At 68.1% G+C, this 18105-nt stretch carries 11 protein-coding genes and 3 tRNA genes; 5 read left to right on the top strand and 9 right to left on the bottom strand.

Annotated elements, in window-relative coordinates; translation table 11 throughout:
* Positions 1–12: 12 nt before the first annotated feature.
* From mepA to murJ, 7 genes are all read right to left on the bottom strand, one after another.
* A complete protein-coding gene (mepA, locus tag FMQ63_RS22835) occupies positions 13–5355 on the bottom strand; it encodes a myxosortase-dependent M36 family metallopeptidase MepA (protein ID WP_011553590.1) in 5343 nt (1780 codons plus the stop codon).
* A gap of 602 nt (positions 5356–5957) precedes the next feature.
* Complete coding sequence (locus FMQ63_RS22840; protein WP_011553589.1) at positions 5958–6902, bottom strand: aromatic alcohol reductase; 945 nt, start codon at positions 6900–6902, stop codon at positions 5958–5960.
* Positions 6903–7121: 219 nt separating this feature from the next.
* A tRNA-Met gene (locus tag FMQ63_RS22845) sits at positions 7122–7195 on the bottom strand.
* A 35-nt stretch (positions 7196–7230) separates the two neighbouring features.
* A tRNA-Met gene (locus tag FMQ63_RS22850) sits at positions 7231–7304 on the bottom strand.
* 67 nt (positions 7305–7371) lie between these two features.
* Positions 7372–7445, bottom strand: a tRNA-Met gene (locus FMQ63_RS22855).
* A 101-nt stretch (positions 7446–7546) separates the two neighbouring features.
* Positions 7547–9487 (bottom strand): S1 RNA-binding domain-containing protein, encoded by a 1941-nt coding sequence (locus FMQ63_RS22860; RefSeq protein WP_044277756.1) that lies wholly within the window; start codon positions 9485–9487, stop codon positions 7547–7549.
* 272 nt (positions 9488–9759) lie between these two features.
* Entirely contained in the window at positions 9760–11457 is a 1698-nt protein-coding gene (murJ, locus tag FMQ63_RS22865) for a murein biosynthesis integral membrane protein MurJ (protein WP_011553587.1), read from the bottom strand.
* 105 nt (positions 11458–11562) lie between these two features.
* Between murJ and encB the strand changes: the two genes are divergently transcribed.
* The 5 genes from encB (at position 11563) to FMQ63_RS22890 (ending at position 16910) form a co-directional block, all read left to right on the top strand.
* A complete protein-coding gene (gene encB / locus FMQ63_RS22870; protein WP_026114000.1) occupies positions 11563–12039 on the top strand; it encodes an encapsulin nanocompartment cargo protein EncB in 477 nt (158 codons plus the stop codon).
* A 46-nt stretch (positions 12040–12085) separates the two neighbouring features.
* A complete protein-coding gene (gene encA / locus FMQ63_RS22875; protein ID WP_026114001.1) occupies positions 12086–12949 on the top strand; it encodes an encapsulin nanocompartment shell protein EncA in 864 nt (287 codons plus the stop codon).
* Positions 12950–12979: 30 nt separating this feature from the next.
* Positions 12980–14404 carry a sigma-54 dependent transcriptional regulator gene (locus FMQ63_RS22880; protein ID WP_011553584.1) on the top strand — a complete coding sequence of 475 codons (1425 nt, stop codon included), beginning with the start codon at positions 12980–12982 and terminating at the stop codon, positions 14402–14404.
* On the top strand, positions 14352–15518 hold the full coding sequence (locus FMQ63_RS22885; protein ID WP_011553583.1) for a peptidoglycan DD-metalloendopeptidase family protein: 1167 nt from the start codon (positions 14352–14354) through the stop codon (positions 15516–15518). The genes FMQ63_RS22880 and FMQ63_RS22885 overlap by 53 nt, the downstream gene beginning before the upstream one ends.
* A gap of 96 nt (positions 15519–15614) precedes the next feature.
* On the top strand, positions 15615–16910 hold the full coding sequence (locus FMQ63_RS22890; RefSeq protein ID WP_011553582.1) for a hypothetical protein: 1296 nt from the start codon (positions 15615–15617) through the stop codon (positions 16908–16910).
* 42 nt (positions 16911–16952) lie between these two features.
* On the opposite strand, the gene rsmI is transcribed toward FMQ63_RS22890, so the two are convergent.
* On the bottom strand, positions 16953–17783 hold the full coding sequence (rsmI, locus tag FMQ63_RS22895; protein ID WP_011553581.1) for a 16S rRNA (cytidine(1402)-2'-O)-methyltransferase: 831 nt from the start codon (positions 17781–17783) through the stop codon (positions 16953–16955).
* A 12-nt stretch (positions 17784–17795) separates the two neighbouring features.
* The coding region (locus FMQ63_RS22900; protein WP_141276713.1) for a YraN family protein at positions 17796–18105 on the bottom strand (310 nt) is incomplete at its 5' end.

The raw sequence follows: 18105 nt of genomic DNA on the forward strand, positions 1-18105 counted from the left end.
GACCCGCGCGTCTCAGTTCAGACGACGGCGGCGCAGCAGGCCGAGCAGCGCCAGGCCGATCATGCCGACCGGAGCGCCCGCGCCCGTCGCGGAGCAGCCACCGCTGTCACCGCCGTTGCGGGCGGAGAACTGCACGGTGGTGCTGCTCTCGGTGCCCGCGGAGTCCTTCACCGTCAGGCGGAACGAGAACGACGCCGTCTTGTCGTCGAGGTCAGGCAGGTTGACGACCGCAACCGCCTGGTCCGCGCCGGAGATGGTCGCGTTCGGGCCGGAGACCTGCGTCCAGCGGTACGTCAGCACATCGCCGTTCGCGTCGCTGGAAGCCGAGCCGTCGAGCGTGGCCGACGTCTGGTTGCCAGAGAGCACCGCGCGAGCGGACGCCACCGGCGCGACGTTCTCCTCGGTCACGCTGATGGACGTCACGTCGACGACAGTCGCCGTACCGTCGCTGACCATCAGGAGGAAGGTCAGCGGATCGGAGGAGGCCGGGGCGGTGAACGTCGGCGTCAGCGAGGACGCGTCAGACAGCGTCACGGGCGTGCCGCCGATCTGCGTCCAGACGATGACGAGCGTGTCACCGTCAGCGTCGGTCGCCGTGCCGTTGAGCGTCACAGTGGCGCCCTCCGCCACGATGGCCGACTCGCCCGCGTCCGCTTCCGGAGCAGTGTTGCTCGGGTTGGCACCCGGGTCCGCCGCCACGATGACGCGCACGGCATCGCTGGTGGTCGAGGTGCCATCGCTGACCGTCAGGATGAAGCCGAGCGTGGTACCGCTGGCCGTGCTCGGCGCGGTGAACGACGGCGTCAGGGTGTCGGCGCCCGTCAGGGTCACATCCGTGCCACCGATCTGCTCCCAGTGGTACGTCAGCGTGTCACCCTCGGCGTCGCTCGCGGAGCCGCTGAGCGTCACGACGTCACCAGCGTTCGCCGTGGCATCGATGCCCGCGTTCACGGTCGGCGCAGAGTTCGCCGGCAGAGAACCATCGATGATGGTCACCGGCACCGCCTTGGAGGCAGAGGCCGAGCCGTCCGTCGCCGTCACGGTGAACTCGTACGAACCCGGGACCGGGGTGGCGAAGGAGATGGCGGACGTGTCGGCGCCATTGATGGCGACCGTCGAACCACCCGTCTGCTCCCAGCTGTAGCTGAGCGCGTCACCATCCGGGTCGACCGCGGAGGCCGTCACGGTGACAGTGCCCGCGGCGAAGGCCACGGACGTGTCGGAGACGATGGGCGCGCGGTTCGCGTTGGTGACCGTCACGGTGACCGTGTCGTTCACCGTGGCGATGCCGTCGCTGACCGTCAGACGGAAGACCAGCGACTCATCCAGCGTGACCTCGGGCGCGATGAACGTCGCCGTCGGCGTGGTGTAGTCCTTCACCGCCACCGGCGTACCGGAGACCTGGGTCCACAGGTACGTGAGGGCATTGCCATCCGCATCGCTGGCGGAGCCGCTCAGCGTGTACTCAGCGCGCTCCTCGACGATGCCGTCGAGGCCCGCGTTCACGGTGGGCGGATTGTTGGGGAGCGCCACCGTCACGGTCACCGAGTCCGTGGACGTCTTGACGCCGTCGGAGACGGTCAGCGTGAACACCAGTGCGGTGGACTCGGTAACCTGCGGCGCCGTGAACGACGGGTTCAGGGTGTTGGCACCCGCCAGGGTGACCGCAGGGCCAGACGTCTGTGCCCAGGTGAAGGTCACCGGCTGGCCTTCCGGATCGGCAGCCGAACCGTAGAGGCTCACCAGTTCACCCGGCGCGATGGACCGGTCCGGACCGGCGTTGGCGATGGGCCAGGGGTTCACACAAACGCCATCCTCGGGCGCGATGGTGGCGAACGGAGTGTTCGTGATGCCGTTGAACTCGAGGTCGTCCAGCAGCCAGCCCGTGTAGCCGCCGCTCTCGTCCGTACCGACCCGGAAGCGGACCTGCACCGTCTTGCCGGCGTAGGCCGTGCCCAGGTCGATGGTCGCAGGGAGCATGCCCGGGAACTGAGGGTTGTAGCTGGACAGCGCGGGCTTGCCAGCCAGCGGGTTCAGGTTGCCCGGGTAGGTCTCAAGAACCGAGTTGTGGATCGGATCGCCGATGTCCACCCAGGTCTGGCCACCGTCCTCGGAGATTTCGACCGTGGCGCCGTCGTAGTCATCCTCGAAGTCCCAAGCGTGCATGAAGTTGATCACGAAGGGCTCGGTCGCGCTGACGTGCAGCTCAGGCGAGATGAGGCGAACGTCGGCGTAGGAAGCGGTGTTCTCCGCGTAGAACGTGCGGTTGCCGTCCGGGAACGTGACCACGCTGAACGCGGCCGGGGTCAGGGCCTCGTCGTACTCGGTTTCCCAAGGCAGCTTGGACGGGGAGATCTGAACGTCCTCGATGTTGGAGGAGTTCTCACGCTCGTCGAAGTGCGTCGTGAGGATGATGCTGTCCGTGATGTCGCCGGGGATCGCCTGGCCCGCATCACGCGCCGCGATGTCGATGGTCACGTCCTGCTGGCCCGTCGCGCCCGTGAGCGAGACCGGGATGGAGACCGTGGCCGTACCGAACACGGGGATGGCCGGGAAGCTTGCCTGACCACCGTTGCCGAACTCGAGACCCGAGAAGGCGGAGGACAGGTTGACGCTGGAGGCGGACGCAGGCAGTGCGCCCGCGTTGCGCACGGTGACCTCGATGCGGCCCGTCTCACCGTTGTCCAGGATGCCGTCGAGGTCGCACGAGCCAGCCTCGACGTCGTCGATGAACTCGGCCGACACAATCTGGATGGCCGAACCGACCACGAAGCTCTCCACGACACCGGCGTGGTTCGTGGAGTAGCGGTCCGGAGCCACGGCGCCGACGCCCGCGCCGCGCTTGGCGAAGGCCGTCCAGAACCGCTCGGCGTCCGCCGGGTCGTTGGCGTAGGCCGCCGCGATGACGGCGTCACGCGCCTCCAGGTACGTGGGGGCCGCCGGCGTGAGCTTGTACCCGTTCACCAGGTAGCTCTTCATCCGGTCCTGCGCCTCCTGGAACGGATGCGCGCGGAGCAGCGACGTGTAGCACTCCCACAGCATCGTCGCCCAGATCTCGCCGGAGTTGTGAACCTGCGAGTTCGGCTGACCCGTGTTGCCGTTGAACGGCACACCCGTGGGCAGCGCCACGCCGTCCATGATGTGACGGAACGACAGCGCGTTCTTGGTCTGGTCCGACGAGTACGTGCCACGGCGGATACCGAAGAACTCGGAGTTCGCGTCCGCGCGCGTGGCGTAGCCCGCGGCGGCGTAGGCGCCGTTCCAGTTCGCGTTGGACGGGACGTTGATGTCCTCGGCGCGAACCATCATCAGCAGGGCGGTGAAGTCACCCCAGCCCTCGCCCATCGAGCGGCCCTGGTTGTTCACCAGACCGGACGAGTTCGCGACAAGGCGGTTGCTGATGTAGTGGCCCCACTCGTGCGCCACGATGGCGTTGTCGATGGTGCCGTCGATCCACGCGGTCGGGCCACGCCACAGGGTGACGTTGAGCGCCGGCAGGCCGCTGCGCAGCACGTTGCCATCATCCAGGTTCACGCGAAGCGTGGGGATGGTGATGGTGGTGGAGTCGCCGCCCAGGTCGATCGTGGGACCCGCGACGTTGTCGTGGATGATGACGCCGATGGCGCCCGCGTTCTGCGCGTTGGTCACCTTGTCGACGAAGCCGCAGGTGCCGCGGTCGATGATGGCGATCTTGCCAACGACCTCGGCCGCGTTGGTCAGCGCGGTGCAGCCGTCACGGTCCGTCGGGCCGGCGGTGTTGGCGGCATCCAGCGCCGCGACCACGTCGCCGGTGACGTTGAAGGTCTGCGGACCGAAGGTGGAGGAGACGCCACCCTCGTAGTCACCCGCGACCTCCGCCGGAGCGTTCGCCGTCAGACGCGAGTTGCGCGCCCCGGCGAACAGGTACATCTGCATGCGCGGCGACGCACCGTCCGCCGGCGTGCGCATGTTGGCGTTGTCGGTGCCGCTGTAGTCCTGCGCCTGCGCATGCAGACGGTCACCGCCCACGCCGCCACGCCCGAAGTTGTCATGCTGGGCGTTGCCGGAGGCCTCGTCGAACCCGGCGTCGTAGTACCAGTCGTGGAGCCAGTTGTTCAGGAAGAACAGGCTCGTCGTCGCCGCGGCGATCTGCTCGTTGTTGGCGTTCGGCTGGATGCCGAAGTCGATGATCCGGTCGAACACGCCCGGGGCCGTGACGGAAGCACGGAGGTCGCCGGGGCTGTAGTAGTCCGGATCGGCGAGGTCCGCGTACGCGTCGACGTTGTTACCCTGCGTCTCCGTCGCGCCGTCCGGCAGCCAGGGATCGTTCCGGCTGAACGGGAGGCTCTCGAGGGTGATCAGGTTCGCCGGAACGTACGGCGACTGGTAGCCGTCCGGGTTGCCGGTCGGGTGCGGCGTACCGCCGCTGCCGATCGGACCGTCGTGCGGGGTGTACGGCGGCGTCGTGTCCGAGAACACGCGGTAGCTGAACTCCGCGTGCGCCGTCAGGTTGTTGCGCATCAGCAACTGACCGTCGGTGGCGGAGATGACGTACGCGAAGTAGTCCGAGTCCACGCTGTTCGCGCGGCTCGTGTTGATCTCCACGTAGTACGCGGGGACCAGCTTGCCAGGCAGCGGGAAGTAGACCTGCTTCGCGCGGGCGGGGATGACAAACCCCTCCTCGAGCGGACGCGCGTAGCTGGCCAGCGTGAAGTGCGAGTACTTGTCGCCCTTCTTCGCGTCGCTCACGCGGGTGAGCAGGTTGCGGTCCAGCGCGGCGCCCGTGAGGTCCTTGTAGGCCACGGCGATCGCCTCGGTCGCGGGCACGGTGAAGCGCGCCTTGCCCTTGGGGATCTCCGCGGAACCGTGCTTGGAGAGGCTGCCGGAGATGGCAACCACCTGATTGTGCTTGTTCAGCAGCACCTTCAGCGACTGGCGGAAGACCTCGATTCCCGAGGACTCCTGGGCCAGCGTCACGACCTTCACGCCCTGCGTGTTGGTGCTGACGTTGGTGACCGTCGCGCCCGCGGCCTCAAACGAAGCGAGACCGTAGAGAGGAGCGTGGGCAGAAATCTGCGCCAGCGCCGCCTTGGCGGGAGACATCTTCGCGTACTCGCCACGGAGCTTCGTCTGCTCCGAGGTCGGGTGCGTCCAGATGAACGTCGGGGAACCGGTCAGCGAGTCCTTGTGGGCGACCCGCGCCCCCTTCAGGCTGCTGTTGACCGGCTTGAATCCCGCGGCGGCACGGCCCGCGGGCTTCGCGTCCTGGAGTGCATCATAGTTCGGCAGCGTCCGGGCGACGGAACTGGTACCGGACAGTACCAGGGCAAGCCCGGACAGCGTGGCAACCAACCTTCTCACGTGGGGAAACTCCATTTACGACGGCGGGGGTGGTCGCCCTCCTTACAGCCTGGGTCCAAGGTTCCGGCCCCATCGCCGAAACTCCCAGTCACGGTCAGAAGGCGACCAAGTGACAGATTGTCACCTGGCGGAGAGATTAGTGCCCGATCGGATGTAAGTTAAAAGGCGACATGCCGCATTTTTTCCAATGGAGCGCAGAATTCCGCAATTACGGCAGGTTGCGTCGAACATGGGGGAGCCATGAGCACGGGTTATGGACGCGCAGGGCCCTGGGGAGTGGTGTTCTGGGCACTTGTGCTTGGCGCGACTGGGTGTCTGGGCACCGCGGAACGCCCGTTCCCGCGTGCCGAAGCCACCATGGACCCGGGTAAAGCGACACCTGAGTCCATGTCGCGCGGCAACGGAGGTGCGAAGGACTCAGGCAGCGCGACGCAATCCGCCTCCGAGGAGAAAAACAGCACGGCCACATCCCGTGGCTGCCCCTGGGGACATCTGCGCTGCTGTGATGATCAGTGCGCGCCCGCGACGCAGTGCGCCCTGCTGGCGTGCGACCCGAGCCCGCAGCGCACCGCCACCGAGACGCGCTGACTCCACCGAGTGTCCGCGATGCTCGCGGGCTACGGCTGTGAAGCGAGTGGCAACGTCGCCCGCGCGGATGTCGACACCATCCACCGTGCTTCAAGGAAGTCGCGCAGCGTCATGGGCCGGAGCCGCGGGTACTCGGCATTTGCCGGTTCGCGCAGTCTCCCCTTCCCCGCAAGCTGCGAGAGCAGACTCAGCTCCGCTGAAGACACCTGAACGGACACGCCTTCGGGCCGTGCGCGCACGAGCTGCCGGCGAAGGTCCTCCACACTCCCCCTGCACAGGCGGCGCAGGCGCTGACCGGTCAGCGCTTCGTACAGGGCGGCCACGTCATTCACCGTCGCCACGTCCCCCACGAACTCCAGCCGCCGGCCCGCGGCGTGAGGATCCACCACCACCTCCGCCACCCAACGCGCCGCATCCGCCATCGCGGTGACGTCGAAGGGCTCGTCCCCCGTGCCCCAGTACGAGACAACGCCGCGCTCAAAGTCGAACACCTGCGCCTGCGGCGACAGCGCCGTCTCCATGAACGCGCCGCAGAGGACGAAGGAGTGCGGCACGCCGCTCTTCACCACGGCGTCCGCGACACGGCGGTGCGCATCCATGAAGGCGTCACCCGCGTCCGCGTCGGTGTAGTCCAGCGAGTAGTCCGAAGGGATGAAGCGGATGACGCCATGCCGCCGCGCGGAGTCCAGCAACCGGAGTTGCCCTGCCACTTGCACCTCGGGTGGTCCGCTCACGGCGGAGACCACCGCATCCACGCCCTCCAAGGCCGAATCGAGCGAGCGCATGTCATCCAGCGTCCCGCTCACCAACGTCACCCCATGCTCCGCCAGACGCACCAGCGCGTCGCTGCGCGTGCCCGGACGTACCAACACATGCAAGTGGATGCCGGGACGCGCCAGCAGCGCCGACGCCAACCTGCCGCCAAAACGCCCCGTACCTCCGACCAGCAGGACATGCGTGATGTCGGCGTCCATGGACTCCTCCTCGTCGTTGTCGGCGGCGTGAGCCGCGCATCACCGGTGGGGGCAATCCCCTATGAGGAAGATGGACCGTGGTGCCGGGTACGCCTTCACCAGCGAACACAACGCGCTCGGCCGGACGATGGGCAGCCGTGCCGGAGGACAGTCGCCGCGTCGAGACGCGCAAAAGAAATCGGCCCGGCCATTCCATGAGAATGACCGGGCCGACCTGAGTTGCGGGGGCAGGATTTGAACCTGCGACCTTCGGGTTATGAGCCCGACGAGCTACCAGGCTGCTCCACCCCGCGTCATGTTTGGGTTCAGCGATTCAACGTGCAACGAGTTGCGGGGGCAGGATTTGAACCTGCGACCTTCGGGTTATGAGCCCGACGAGCTACCAGGCTGCTCCACCCCGCGACATGTCTTGAGACTCAACTACTCGAAACCTGACTGCGATTCCAATCAGACTTCGAAAAACAACGAGTTGCGGGGGCAGGATTTGAACCTGCGACCTTCGGGTTATGAGCCCGACGAGCTACCAGGCTGCTCCACCCCGCGGCAGAGAGAGGCGAGGCGGTAAGTACCGTCCCTCGCCTGGACCGTCAACACCTTTCTCCAGCGCTGACCACATCAACGAAATCAGCGCTGGAGACAGGGAATTACTTGCGCGCCTTGCTGAGCAGATCCGCGAAGGTGCCGAAGCCCTTCTTGCCCGCGCCCTGCGGCTGCTGCGTCTTCTGCCAGGCCTCCACCTCGGCGCGCTCCTCCGCGCGGATGGCGGCGGTGACGGACAGGCGGATCTTCCCGGACGCGTCGATGTCCAGGATGGCCACCTTCACCTCCTGGCCCAGCGAGTAGTGCTTGCGCAGGTCGGTGCCACGCTCGGTGCCCGTCTCGCTCGCGGGCAGCAAGCCCTTGCCGCCCGGGAACGCGAGGAACACGCCGTAGGGCTCGATGCGGTCCACCTTGCCCACGACGACCTGGCCCACCTTGGGACGGGGCGTGGCGGGCTGCGCCGGAGCGGCGGCTTCAGCGGCGGGCGCCGTGCGCTCCTCGGGAGGACGCTGCGCCTCTTCCTCGGAGATGCGACGCAGGCCGATGCGCTTCTCCTGCGTGTCGATCTTCTCCACCGACACCCAGATGGTCTCCCCTTCCTTCACCACGTCGCGCGGGTGTGCGATGCGGCGGTCGCTGAGCGCGGAGATGTGGACCAGACCGTCCACGCCCGGACGCAGCTCCACGAAGGCGCCGAACTGCTGCAGGCGGACGACCTTGCCCTGGAGGCGGTCGCCTTCCTTGATTTCGGACAGCGCCTTCTGGAACGGATCCTCCTGGCGCGAGCGCATGGACAGCGTGATGCGCTCCTTCTGCTTGGACTTGTCCGGCGAGTTGGGCTGGCCGGCCTCCATGCGGAGGATCTCGACCTCAACGTCATCGCCGACCTTCACCACGTCGCTCGGGTGGCCGACGCGGGTGTACGAGAGCTCGGAGACGGGAATCATTCCCTCCACGCCGCCCAGGTCCACGAACACGCCGAAGTCGCGCACGCCGGTGACCTTGCCCTTGACGATCTTGCCCTGGGCCAGGTTCTTGCGCGTCTCCGCGGCCAGCTGCCGCTGCTCGTCCTCCAGCAGCGAGCGGCGCGACAGCACCACGTTGCGCTCGCGGACCTCGCTCACGCGGAACTGGAGCTTCTCACCGATGAACTGGTCCGGCTTCTCCACGTAGCGCAGGTCCAACTGGCTGATGGGGCAGAACGCGCGGATGTCACCGATGGCGACCTCCACACCGCCCTTGTTCACGCTCAGCACCAGGCCTTCGACGGGCATGCCGGAAGCGCGGGCCTCGGCCAGCAGGGCCAGGTTCGCGCTGCCCTTGGCCAGCGCGCGGCTGAGCAGGATGCCCTTGGCCCCCACCTCCACCACGTGCGCGTCGATGGTGTCACCCACGCCGAAGCGCAGGATGCCCTCGTCGTCCTTCAGCTCGCGAAGCTCGATCATCGCCTCGCTCTTGGCCGCGCCTTCCACGGACACGAACGCGGTGTCCGCGCCGAGCTGGAAGATGGTGCCACGGACCTTCTCGCCCACGCGCAGGCCCTTGCGGCTGGGCGTCCCCCCCTCCTTCGCCTGAGCCTCGAACATCTCGGCGAAGGACTGGGCCTCGGGAACTTCCTCATACAGCGCGCTGGTCGGCGCCGGCGTCGGAATGACCGGACGCGGCGTGGGGGCCGGCGTCGCGGCGGAGGATTCGGCGGCGGCGGTCGTCTCCTCGGCCGTCGCGGTCGCCTCGGCGGGAGCATCCCCCACCGGGCCGCGCGTCTCGATGGCACCCGACGCCCGCTTCACGACGACCATGGGACCCGACGGACGACGGTCGCCTCCGCCACGGCGCTCGCCCCCGCCACGGGGCCCCCGCTCGTCGCGCGGCGAACCACCCGCCGGACGCGGCTGGGCCTCGCGCTCACCACGGCCACCGCCGCTGCGCTCGCCTCCTCGGCCACCGCCACGCTGTTCGCCCCGACCGCCCTCGCTGCGAGCTCCCCCGGAAGGGATGCCGAGCATCACGTCACCGAAGGTGGCCTTCGGCTTCTTGGGACCCATCCCGCCAGAATTGGAACCGTTCTTCTCGTCGCTCACTGCGAGACCTTCCTGAAGCGAATTCGACCCTGGCTTCCCGAGAAGCCGGGCCCCGGTGAAAAAGGCGGCGCACTCTACACGCGCGCCATGTCCGGAGGAAGCCAGATGACGCACATGCCGTTGACGCCAACGCTCCGACCATAACGGAGGCACCCCGTCAGAGCATCCCGGACCCGATGCTTGCAACACCAAATAGCGGCCGTTTACCAGGCAGGGAGCCAAGCAATCCCAGGTGGTTAGCGCACCAGACGCAGCTTCCGCCCCACCTTGCGCAACACCGTTCCCGCCTCTGGGATGCCCAAGGCCGCTGACATCCCGAAATAAACAGCACCGAACGGGAGCGCCACCGCCGCGAAGCCCAGAACGGGGTGCAGGCGCGGCGGCATCAGGAAGCCCCCCCCCCACTCCGCCGACACACCGGGCATCGGCCCGAGCAGCGAGGTGAGGCCCACCTTGATGCCCACCGCCACCAATCCAGCCACCACCGCGGCGCCCCACAAGCGAGGCAGCAGTCCAGACGGGACGCCGACCGGCCCGAGCTGCTTCACCAGCTTGCGGCGCAGCAGTCCCGCCTCCAGCCAGGCCACCAGGCCGCTGGCCAGGGTGAGGCCCAACGCGCCCAGGTGCTGCGGCACCCCCAGCCATCCCGGCAGCCACAGGCCCAGCACCCATGCGCCCAGGGTACCCACCAGCACGCGCACCACCGCGAAGCGCAGCGGCGTCTTCGGATCCTTCAGCGCATAGAAGGCGGAGGCATAGAGACGCCCCACCGTGGAGGCCACCAATCCCAGCGCCGCCCCCATCAGCAGGTACCAGAGGTAGCGCGAGTCCGCCGCATCGAAGCGCCCTGTCTGCAGCAACGCCGCCGCCACCATGTCCCCCAGGAAGAGGAAGGCCGCCGCCGACGGGACGACCCAGAAGCAGATGCGGCGTGCGCCTCCGTCGATGCGTTGGCGCAACCTGGCGGCCACGTCCGCGCCCTCCCCCGTGGCGCGCGACATCTCCGGCAACTCCGCCGCGGACACCGCCATCCCAAAGAGGCTCACCGGGATGAGGTAGATGGTCTGCGCGTAGAGCAGCGAGGACAGCGCGCGATTGGAGATGAGTGACGCGAAGGCCGTGTCCACCCACGCGCTGAACTGGACCACGCCGCGCCCCAGCACGACCGGCCCGAAGTTCTTCAACACCTGCCGCACCGGCTCCGCCGCCAGCGACAGCGTCGGGCGGAAGCGGCCCATCAACTTGAGGACGGAGGGCACCTGCACCGCGAACTGGAGGAAGCTGCCCAGCACCACGGCGTAGGCCAGCACCGAAACCAACGCCTCTTCCTCGTAGCGGCCTCCCGCGGCCACCAACGCGGCGATGATGACCAGGTTCCAGACGACGGGCGCCAGGTACGAAAGGAGGAAGCGCCGGTGGCTGTTGAGGATGCCCAGGCACCAGGCGCTCAGCACCAGCATGCCTGTGCCGGGGAAGAGGATGCGCACCAGGTGGACGGCCAGCTCCCGCTCCTGTCCCTGGAAACCGGGCGCGATGGCATCCACCAGCAGCGGGGTGAACACCATGCCCAGCGCCACCACCACCGCCGTGACCAGGGACAGGATGCCGAAGACGGCGCCCGCGACCCGGTCCGCCGTCTCCGTGTCCTTGCGGCCCAAGAGCTGCGCGTAGACGGGAATGAACGAGCCGGAGAGGACGCCCTCGCCGAACAGGTTCTGCAGGAAGTTGGGAATGCGCAGCGCCGCCTTGAAGACGGCCGCGACCTCCGTATTACCCAGGTAGTGGGCGAAGACGCGCTCGCGCACCAGGCCCATCAGCCGGGAAGCAAGGATGCCGGCCGCGACCAGCGCGGCGCCACCTCCAGAGCGCTCGGGACGAGGAGGCGCAACCGGCGCAATCGGCGGGGGCGGAGACTCGGGCGAAGACGTGGTCACGAGAGCGGCGGACTCTACGCGGGCCGTTCGGTGTCATGAAGCTCGAAACCCCGTCCCCCTGTTTCGCTTGACGCCGAACCCCCTGGATTGCAAGGGTCCATTCCAATGGCCGGCCCTCCCGACAGTGACTTGGACGACGTGGCGCGCATCCGCCTCGTGCTGGCACGTGAGCTGGAGACCATCAACGAGTACGAAGCCTACGCTCGTGCCTCCTCGAACCCCGAGGTCCGCGCGTTCTTCCAGCACCTGGCCGCCGAGGAGAAGGAGCACGTCTCCGAGGCCGTCCACATGCTTCGCATGTTGGACAGTGGTCAGAACGACCACTTCGCCAAGCCCTTCGTCCCCGGTCATTTCCAGGCCGCCGAGGCCCCTGCCCCCGCCACCGTCCATGTGCCCACACCGGACGGCCCGGCGTTCTCCGTCAACGGCCGCAACGGCCGGCTCCCCTCCGAGCCGCCAACGTCCCTGCCGCCCCAGCGGCTGCTGTACGGCCTGCCCGCGCCGCCGCCCGCCGTGGAGTCGCACCCGCTCACCGTGGGTTCACTGCGCCGGGGTGGCGGTGGTTCCGGCAGCGGTCGCTGAAGCATTCTTCCCCCTTCTCTAGTCGATGCCTCTGGAGCCACATTTCATGCCTGACTTCCTTGGACATGCCGAGAACCCGCTCCGCGAAGAGGAGTGGGCGCGTCTGAACGAGACTGTCATCCAGGTCGCCCGGCGTTCGCTGGTGGGCCGGCGCATCCTGGACATCTACGGGCCGCTGGGCGCCGGGGTGCAGACGGTTCCCTACGACGAGTTCCAGGGCGTTTCACCCGGCGCCGTGGACATCGTCGGCGAGCAGGAGACCGCGATGGTCTTCACCGATGCTCGCAAGTTCAAGACCATCCCCATCATCTACAAGGACTTCCTGCTGCACTGGCGCGACATCGAGGCCGCGCGCACGCACAACATGCCACTGGACGTGTCGGCCGCCGCAGGCGCCGCCGCGCTGTGCGCGCAGCAGGAAGACGAACTCATCTTCTACGGCGACGCGCGCCTGGGCTACGAAGGCCTGATGACGGCCAACGGCCGGCTCACGGTGCCGCTGGGTGACTGGACGTCGCCGGGTGGCGGTTTCCAGGCCATCGTCGAGGCCACGCGCAAGCTCAACGAGCAGGGCCACTTCGGCCCCTACGCCGTCGTGCTCTCGCCGCGGCTGTACTCGCAGCTGCACCGCATCTACGAGAAGACGGGCGTACTGGAGATTGAGACCATCCGCCAGCTCGCGTCGGACGGCGTCTACCAGTCCAACCGCCTGCGCGGGGAGTCCGGCGTGGTGGTGTCCACCGGCCGGGAGAACATGGACCTCGCAGTGTCCATGGACATGGTGGCGGCGTACCTGGGCGCGTCGAGGATGAACCACCCGTTCCGCGTGCTGGAGGCGCTGCTGCTGCGCATCAAGCACCCGGACGCCATCTGCACGCTGGAGGGCGCCGGCGCCACGGAACGTCGCTAGTTCCGGTCGCCCGCGGTCACGACTTCCACCATGGCCAAGGTCCTGGTCATCGACGACGAGGCGAACCTCCGCAAGGTGCTCGCCGCGATGCTGCGCCGGGACGGCTTCGACGTCACCGTGGCGGAGAACGGCGAGCAAGGGCTCGCCGAGTTCCACAAGAACGGCGCGGACATCGTGGTAACGGACCTGGTGATGCCCAAGGTGGGCGGCATGGAGGTGCTCGGAACCATCCGCGCCGCCAACCCGGACGTCCCCGTCATCATCATCACCGCGCATGGCACGGTGGACTCCGCCGTGGACGCCATCAAGGCGGGCGCGTTCGACTACATCACCAAGCCCTTCGATCAAGCGGAGCTGTCCTCCGTCGTCGCCAAGGCCGCGAAGACGAACGAGAGCGCCCGCCGCTCCGTGCGCCCGGACGTGAAGGCGCGCGCGGCCATCATCGGCGACTCGTCGACGATCCAGGAGGTCTACAAGATCATCGACAAGGTGGCGGACACGCCGTCCACGGTGCTCATCACCGGGGAGAGCGGCACCGGCAAGGAGCTCATCGCCACCGCGCTGCACGGCGCCTCCAGCCGCCGCGACAAGCCGTTCATCAAGATCAACTGCGCCGCCATTCCCCACACGCTGCTGGAGAGCGAGCTCTTCGGCTACGAGCGCGGGGCCTTCACCGGCGCCGTCACGTCCAAGCCCGGTCGCTTCGAGCTGGCCGACGAGGGCACCCTCTTCCTGGACGAGATCGGCGAGATTCCGGTGGAGATGCAGGTGAAGCTGCTGCGCGCGATCCAGGAGGGCGAGTTCGAACGCGTGGGCGGCATCAAGACGACGCGCGTGGACGTGCGGCTCGTGGCCGCCACCAACCGCGACCTCCAGGCGGAGATTGAAGCCGGCCGCTTCCGCAAGGACCTCTACTACCGCCTGGCGGTGGTCCCCATCTCCCTGCCCGCCCTGCGCGAGCGCCGCAGCGATGTCCCCATGCTCGCCCGGCACTTCGTGGAGAAGTACAACCGGCGCCTCAACAAGAAGATTGAAGGCATCGCCGACGACGCCATGGCCTTGCTCCAGGGCTACGCGTGGCCGGGCAACATCCGCGAGCTGGAGAACCTCATCGAGCGCGTGCTCCTGTTCGCGGACGGGCCTCTCATCACCGCCCGCGACCTGCCGGAGCCGGTCCGCCAGGGAACGGGCGTCCAGGCGGGTGCCAACCTGGCCAGCGCGGTGGCCTCCATCGACGTTCCGACGGGGGAAGTCGGCCTGAAGGACATCGTCCGGATGAAGGCCGCCGAGCTCGAGCGGGACCTCATCGTGAAGAAGCTCGAGGAGACGGGTGGCAACGTCACCCGGGCCGCTCGGTTGCTTCAAATCAGCCGCAAGTCACTCCAGACGAAGATGAAGGAGTTTGGCTTGCGCGACACCACACCAGACGGGCAGGAAGACGGTCCGGACGAATAGACCGCGAGGAAGCGGAATTCCGCTTCGCGCGCGTCGGTTCCGGGCCCGCCCACCCATTCCAACTCAGGGAGCTTGTATGCGGCCGAACCTTCCCACACTCGGTGCCCCTCCGAAGCGCAGTCCCTTCGGCACGGTGGTCGCCGTGTCACTCATCCTCGGCGGTGCCGCCGGCGGCGTGTGGTGGTGGAAGCAGCGGATGGTTCAGGCGACGGAAGAGGCCGCGGCGCAGATGCCCAACGCAGTTCCCGACGCAGGCGCCGTCGCCGCGGCGCCCACGCCGGCGCCCGTGGCCACGGACCCGGTGAAGGCCGCGGGCCTGGAGCGCATATCGGTGAGCATCAACGGCCCCCTGGAGACCGCGCTCGTCAACGCCGCTGGCTCGGACGTGGGTCCGGCGCTGGCGCAGGTGGTGACGCGCACCCTGGTGTGGTGGGTCTCCGTGCCCGGGGAGATTCTCCGCGGTGACACGCTGGAGGTGCTCTACCAGCGCCGCACCAACGAGGAGCCCCTGGTGCAGGCGGTGCGCTTCACCAGCGCCAAGCTGGGCAAGACAATGAGCGCGTACCGCTACCATGCCAACGGCGAGCCCAATGCCCGGTACTACCTGTCCGGCGGCGACGAGCTGGAGCTGAGGCTGGAGCGCTCCCCCATCGACGACTACGAGCAGGTGACGTCCCTGCTTCGCGATGGCCGCAAGCACAAGGGCGTGGACTTCCGCACCCCGGTCGGCACGCCCATCAAGGCCCCCTTCAACGGCGTGGTGAAGCGGAAGAACTGGAACTTCAGCAGCAACGGCAACTGCATCGAGTTGGTGGAGTCGGGCGGCAAGGGGCGCCGCGCGCTCTTCCTCCACCTGGACGAGGTGGACAAGAGCGTCAAGCCGGGCACCCGGTTCTCCGTGGGGCAAGTCATCGCCAAGAGCGGCAACACAGGCCGCAGCTTCGCCCCCCACCTCCACTACCAGCTCATGACGCAGGATGACCGGGTGCTGGACCCCTACGACCAGCACAAGACCTACCGCCGCTCACTGGCCGCGCAGCACCGGTCGGGTTTCGAGGCGGAGGTGCGCCGCATGGACGGGTTGCTGAGCGCGTCCGTGGTGGCCGGCAAGTAAAAGCCACCCGTTTCTTGACACTCCTTCGACGGCACGGCTAGCTGGAAGCCCCCCGGGCTTGCCGGAAGGCCGGGGAGATTTGCCGTCGGAGGTCGGATGCACAGGCTTCGCGTCGTACTTGCCGCGCTGACGCTAGGCGCGCCGTTCGCCGCCACCGCGGCGGACATCACCCGGATTGCGTCGTCGCTCGAGGAGGACGACCCGTTCGACCTCTTCATCGACGTCGGCTTCGAGCGCACGCAGAACCGCGCGAAGATCATCCGCGAGCAGTTGGCCCCCACCGGGCAACCGGCGGGCCGCCGGGATGCGTCGGAGCTCTGGTACAAGGGCGTGGACGCCCGGCTCAACCTGGAGCTGTCCGTCGGCCTCTATAGGGACCTGGAGTTCTCCTTCGCCCTGCCCGTCGTCTTCTCGCAGAACGAGCGTTGGGACTTCACGTCCAACTCGTCTCCCGAGACGTCCACCATCACCAACAACTGCCTGAACGCCAACGGCTCTGTCATCCCGGGCTGTCTGGAGGGCTCGGCACCGGGCAGCGCCCTGTTCGACGTGCCGCAGGAGAGCTTCCGCGGCGGCCTGGGCAACATGCGCTTCGGCCTGGCCTACGCCTTCTTCAACCAGGAGAAGGACGAGACGAAGCCCACCTGGATTGTCGGCCTGGAGTACGAGGCCCCCACCGCGAAGCTGCGCGACGCGGCCGCGGACACAACCAACTCGGACAGCCGCGGCAACATCGGCGACCGCATCCACAAGTACCAGCTCTACACGGCCTTCTCGCGCCGCATCGGCGCAGCCGAGCCGTACTTCAAGGCGCACTACACCATCCCCGTGCGCGGTCCGGGTGCCTACTCCAATTGCGCCCAGAAGGACTCCAACCCGGATAACCTGGGCGCCCCGGACAACTGCTTCACGGGCCCGTGGAACCGCAAGGAGACGGGCATCAACGCCCCTCACACCGCGGGCATGCTCTTCGGCGTAGAGCTGGTGCCCTTCAACCGGCCGGCGAAGTCGCAGCGCTTCGCCCTGGACGTCCGGGGTATCGGCAACTACGTGGGCAGCGGCCGCTACTACAACGAGCTGAGCGCCGCCCTGCGCAAGCTGCTCACCTCCGAGGACTACTTCCAGGTGGGTGGCATGCTGGGCGTCACGGCGAACGCGTCGCAGGCCTTCCAGATTCGCGCGTCCGGCATGTTCCTCTACAACACCAACCACGCCCTCACCGCCGAGGATCCGGGGCGTGACGTGAACAACGACGGCGGCGTGGACACACAGCCCGGCTCGCCCGACCTCAACCCCAACTTCGACTGGCGCTACGACCTGGTGTCTCGCCGCTTCCTCGCGGTGGAGAGCACCACGTTCCGCTTCGACCTGAGCGCCACGTTCAGCTTCTAGCGCGGCCCGGTGGGCGCCGATGACGGCGCCCACCTGGGGACCTCAGCGCTTCAGCGAGAGCCCCAGCCGGTAGACGTCCTGACCGGCCCAACCCGCGCGGCGGGCCAGCTCGGTGCTCAGCGCCTTGAGCTTCTCGCCGCGCGACAGCCCCTCCTCCAGGGCCCGGCGCAATTCCTCCTCGGACCAGCGCGTCTCGCCGGTGCGGCCCTCCACCAGCACCACCACCTCGCCGCGGGGCTCTTCCGCCGCGTAGCGCGCGGCCAGCTCAGACAAGGTGCCCCGGGCGAACTCCTCGTGCAGCTTCGTCAGCTCCCGCGCCACGCACGCGCGCCGGTCGCCCCAGGCGTCGAGCAGGTCCGGCAACGTCTCCGACAGGCGGCGTGGGGACTCATAGAGCACCAGGGTGGCGGACAACTGCGCCACCTCCTCCAGCATCGCCCGGCGCTCGGCGCCCTTGCGCGGGAGGAAGCCCAGGAAGTGGAAGCGCCCCGTGGGCAATCCAGAGGCGCTCAGCGCCGCGACCAGGGCCGTGGGGCCTGGCACCGGCACCACCGTCAATCCGCGCTCCAGCGCCTCGGCCACCAGCTTCTCGCCCGGGTCACTGATGGCGGGGCTGCCCGCGTCAGTCACGAGCGCACAGTCCTCCCCTTCCCCAATCCGGTCCAGGATGCGTCCGGCTCGCTGCCCTTCCGCGAAGGCGGGCAGGCTCACCAGGTCCTTCCCGCCAATGCCGAAGTGGTCGAGCAGCACCCGCGAGTGCCGCGTGTCCTCACACGCGATGAAGCGCACCGCGCGCAGGGTCTCCAACGCGCGCGATGTGACGTCCCCCAGGTTCCCGATGGGCGTCGCCACCAGATAGAGCGTTCCAGCCATGGCGTCGTCCTCTCACATCCCCGCGTCGAAGGCGCCAGGGATGTGGTCCACGGTGGCGCGCTCGCCGCGCCCCACCACCGAAATCACGTCGAAACGGAACATCCGTCCACGCAAGTCATGCGCGAACAGGTACCGAAGCGCCGCCTTCACCACCCTGCGCTGCTTGGCGAAAGACACGCTGTGGGAGGGGTCGCCCCAGGTGGCAGTGGAGCGCATCCGCACTTCCACGAAGCACACCAGGTCGTCACGTTCGGCGACCACGTCCAGTTCCCCGAAGCGGCAGGTCCAGTTGCGATCCCGCACCCGCCACCCCTGTGCCTCC

Source organism: Myxococcus sp. CA005 (assembly GCF_006518205.1).
Lineage (GTDB): Bacteria > Myxococcota > Myxococcia > Myxococcales > Myxococcaceae > Myxococcus > Myxococcus xanthus.

Bases quoted from the DNA above. Each gene is read 5' to 3' on its own strand.
- mepA (WP_011553590.1), bottom strand. From the start codon at position 5,355: ATGGAGTTTCCCCACGTGAGAAGGTTGGTTGCCACGCTGTCCGGGCTT.
- FMQ63_RS22840 (WP_011553589.1), bottom strand. From the start codon at position 6,902: ATGGACGCCGACATCACGCATGTCCTGCTGGTCGGAGGTACGGGGCGT.
- FMQ63_RS22860 (WP_044277756.1), bottom strand. From the start codon at position 9,487: ATGGGTCCCAAGAAGCCGAAGGCCACCTTCGGTGACGTGATGCTCGGC.
- encB (WP_026114000.1), top strand. From the start codon at position 11,563: ATGGCCGGCCCTCCCGACAGTGACTTGGACGACGTGGCGCGCATCCGC.
- encA (WP_026114001.1), top strand. From the start codon at position 12,086: ATGCCTGACTTCCTTGGACATGCCGAGAACCCGCTCCGCGAAGAGGAG.
- FMQ63_RS22880 (WP_011553584.1), top strand. From the start codon at position 12,980: ATGGCCAAGGTCCTGGTCATCGACGACGAGGCGAACCTCCGCAAGGTG.
- FMQ63_RS22890 (WP_011553582.1), top strand. From the start codon at position 15,615: ATGCACAGGCTTCGCGTCGTACTTGCCGCGCTGACGCTAGGCGCGCCG.
- rsmI (WP_011553581.1), bottom strand. From the start codon at position 17,783: ATGGCTGGAACGCTCTATCTGGTGGCGACGCCCATCGGGAACCTGGGG.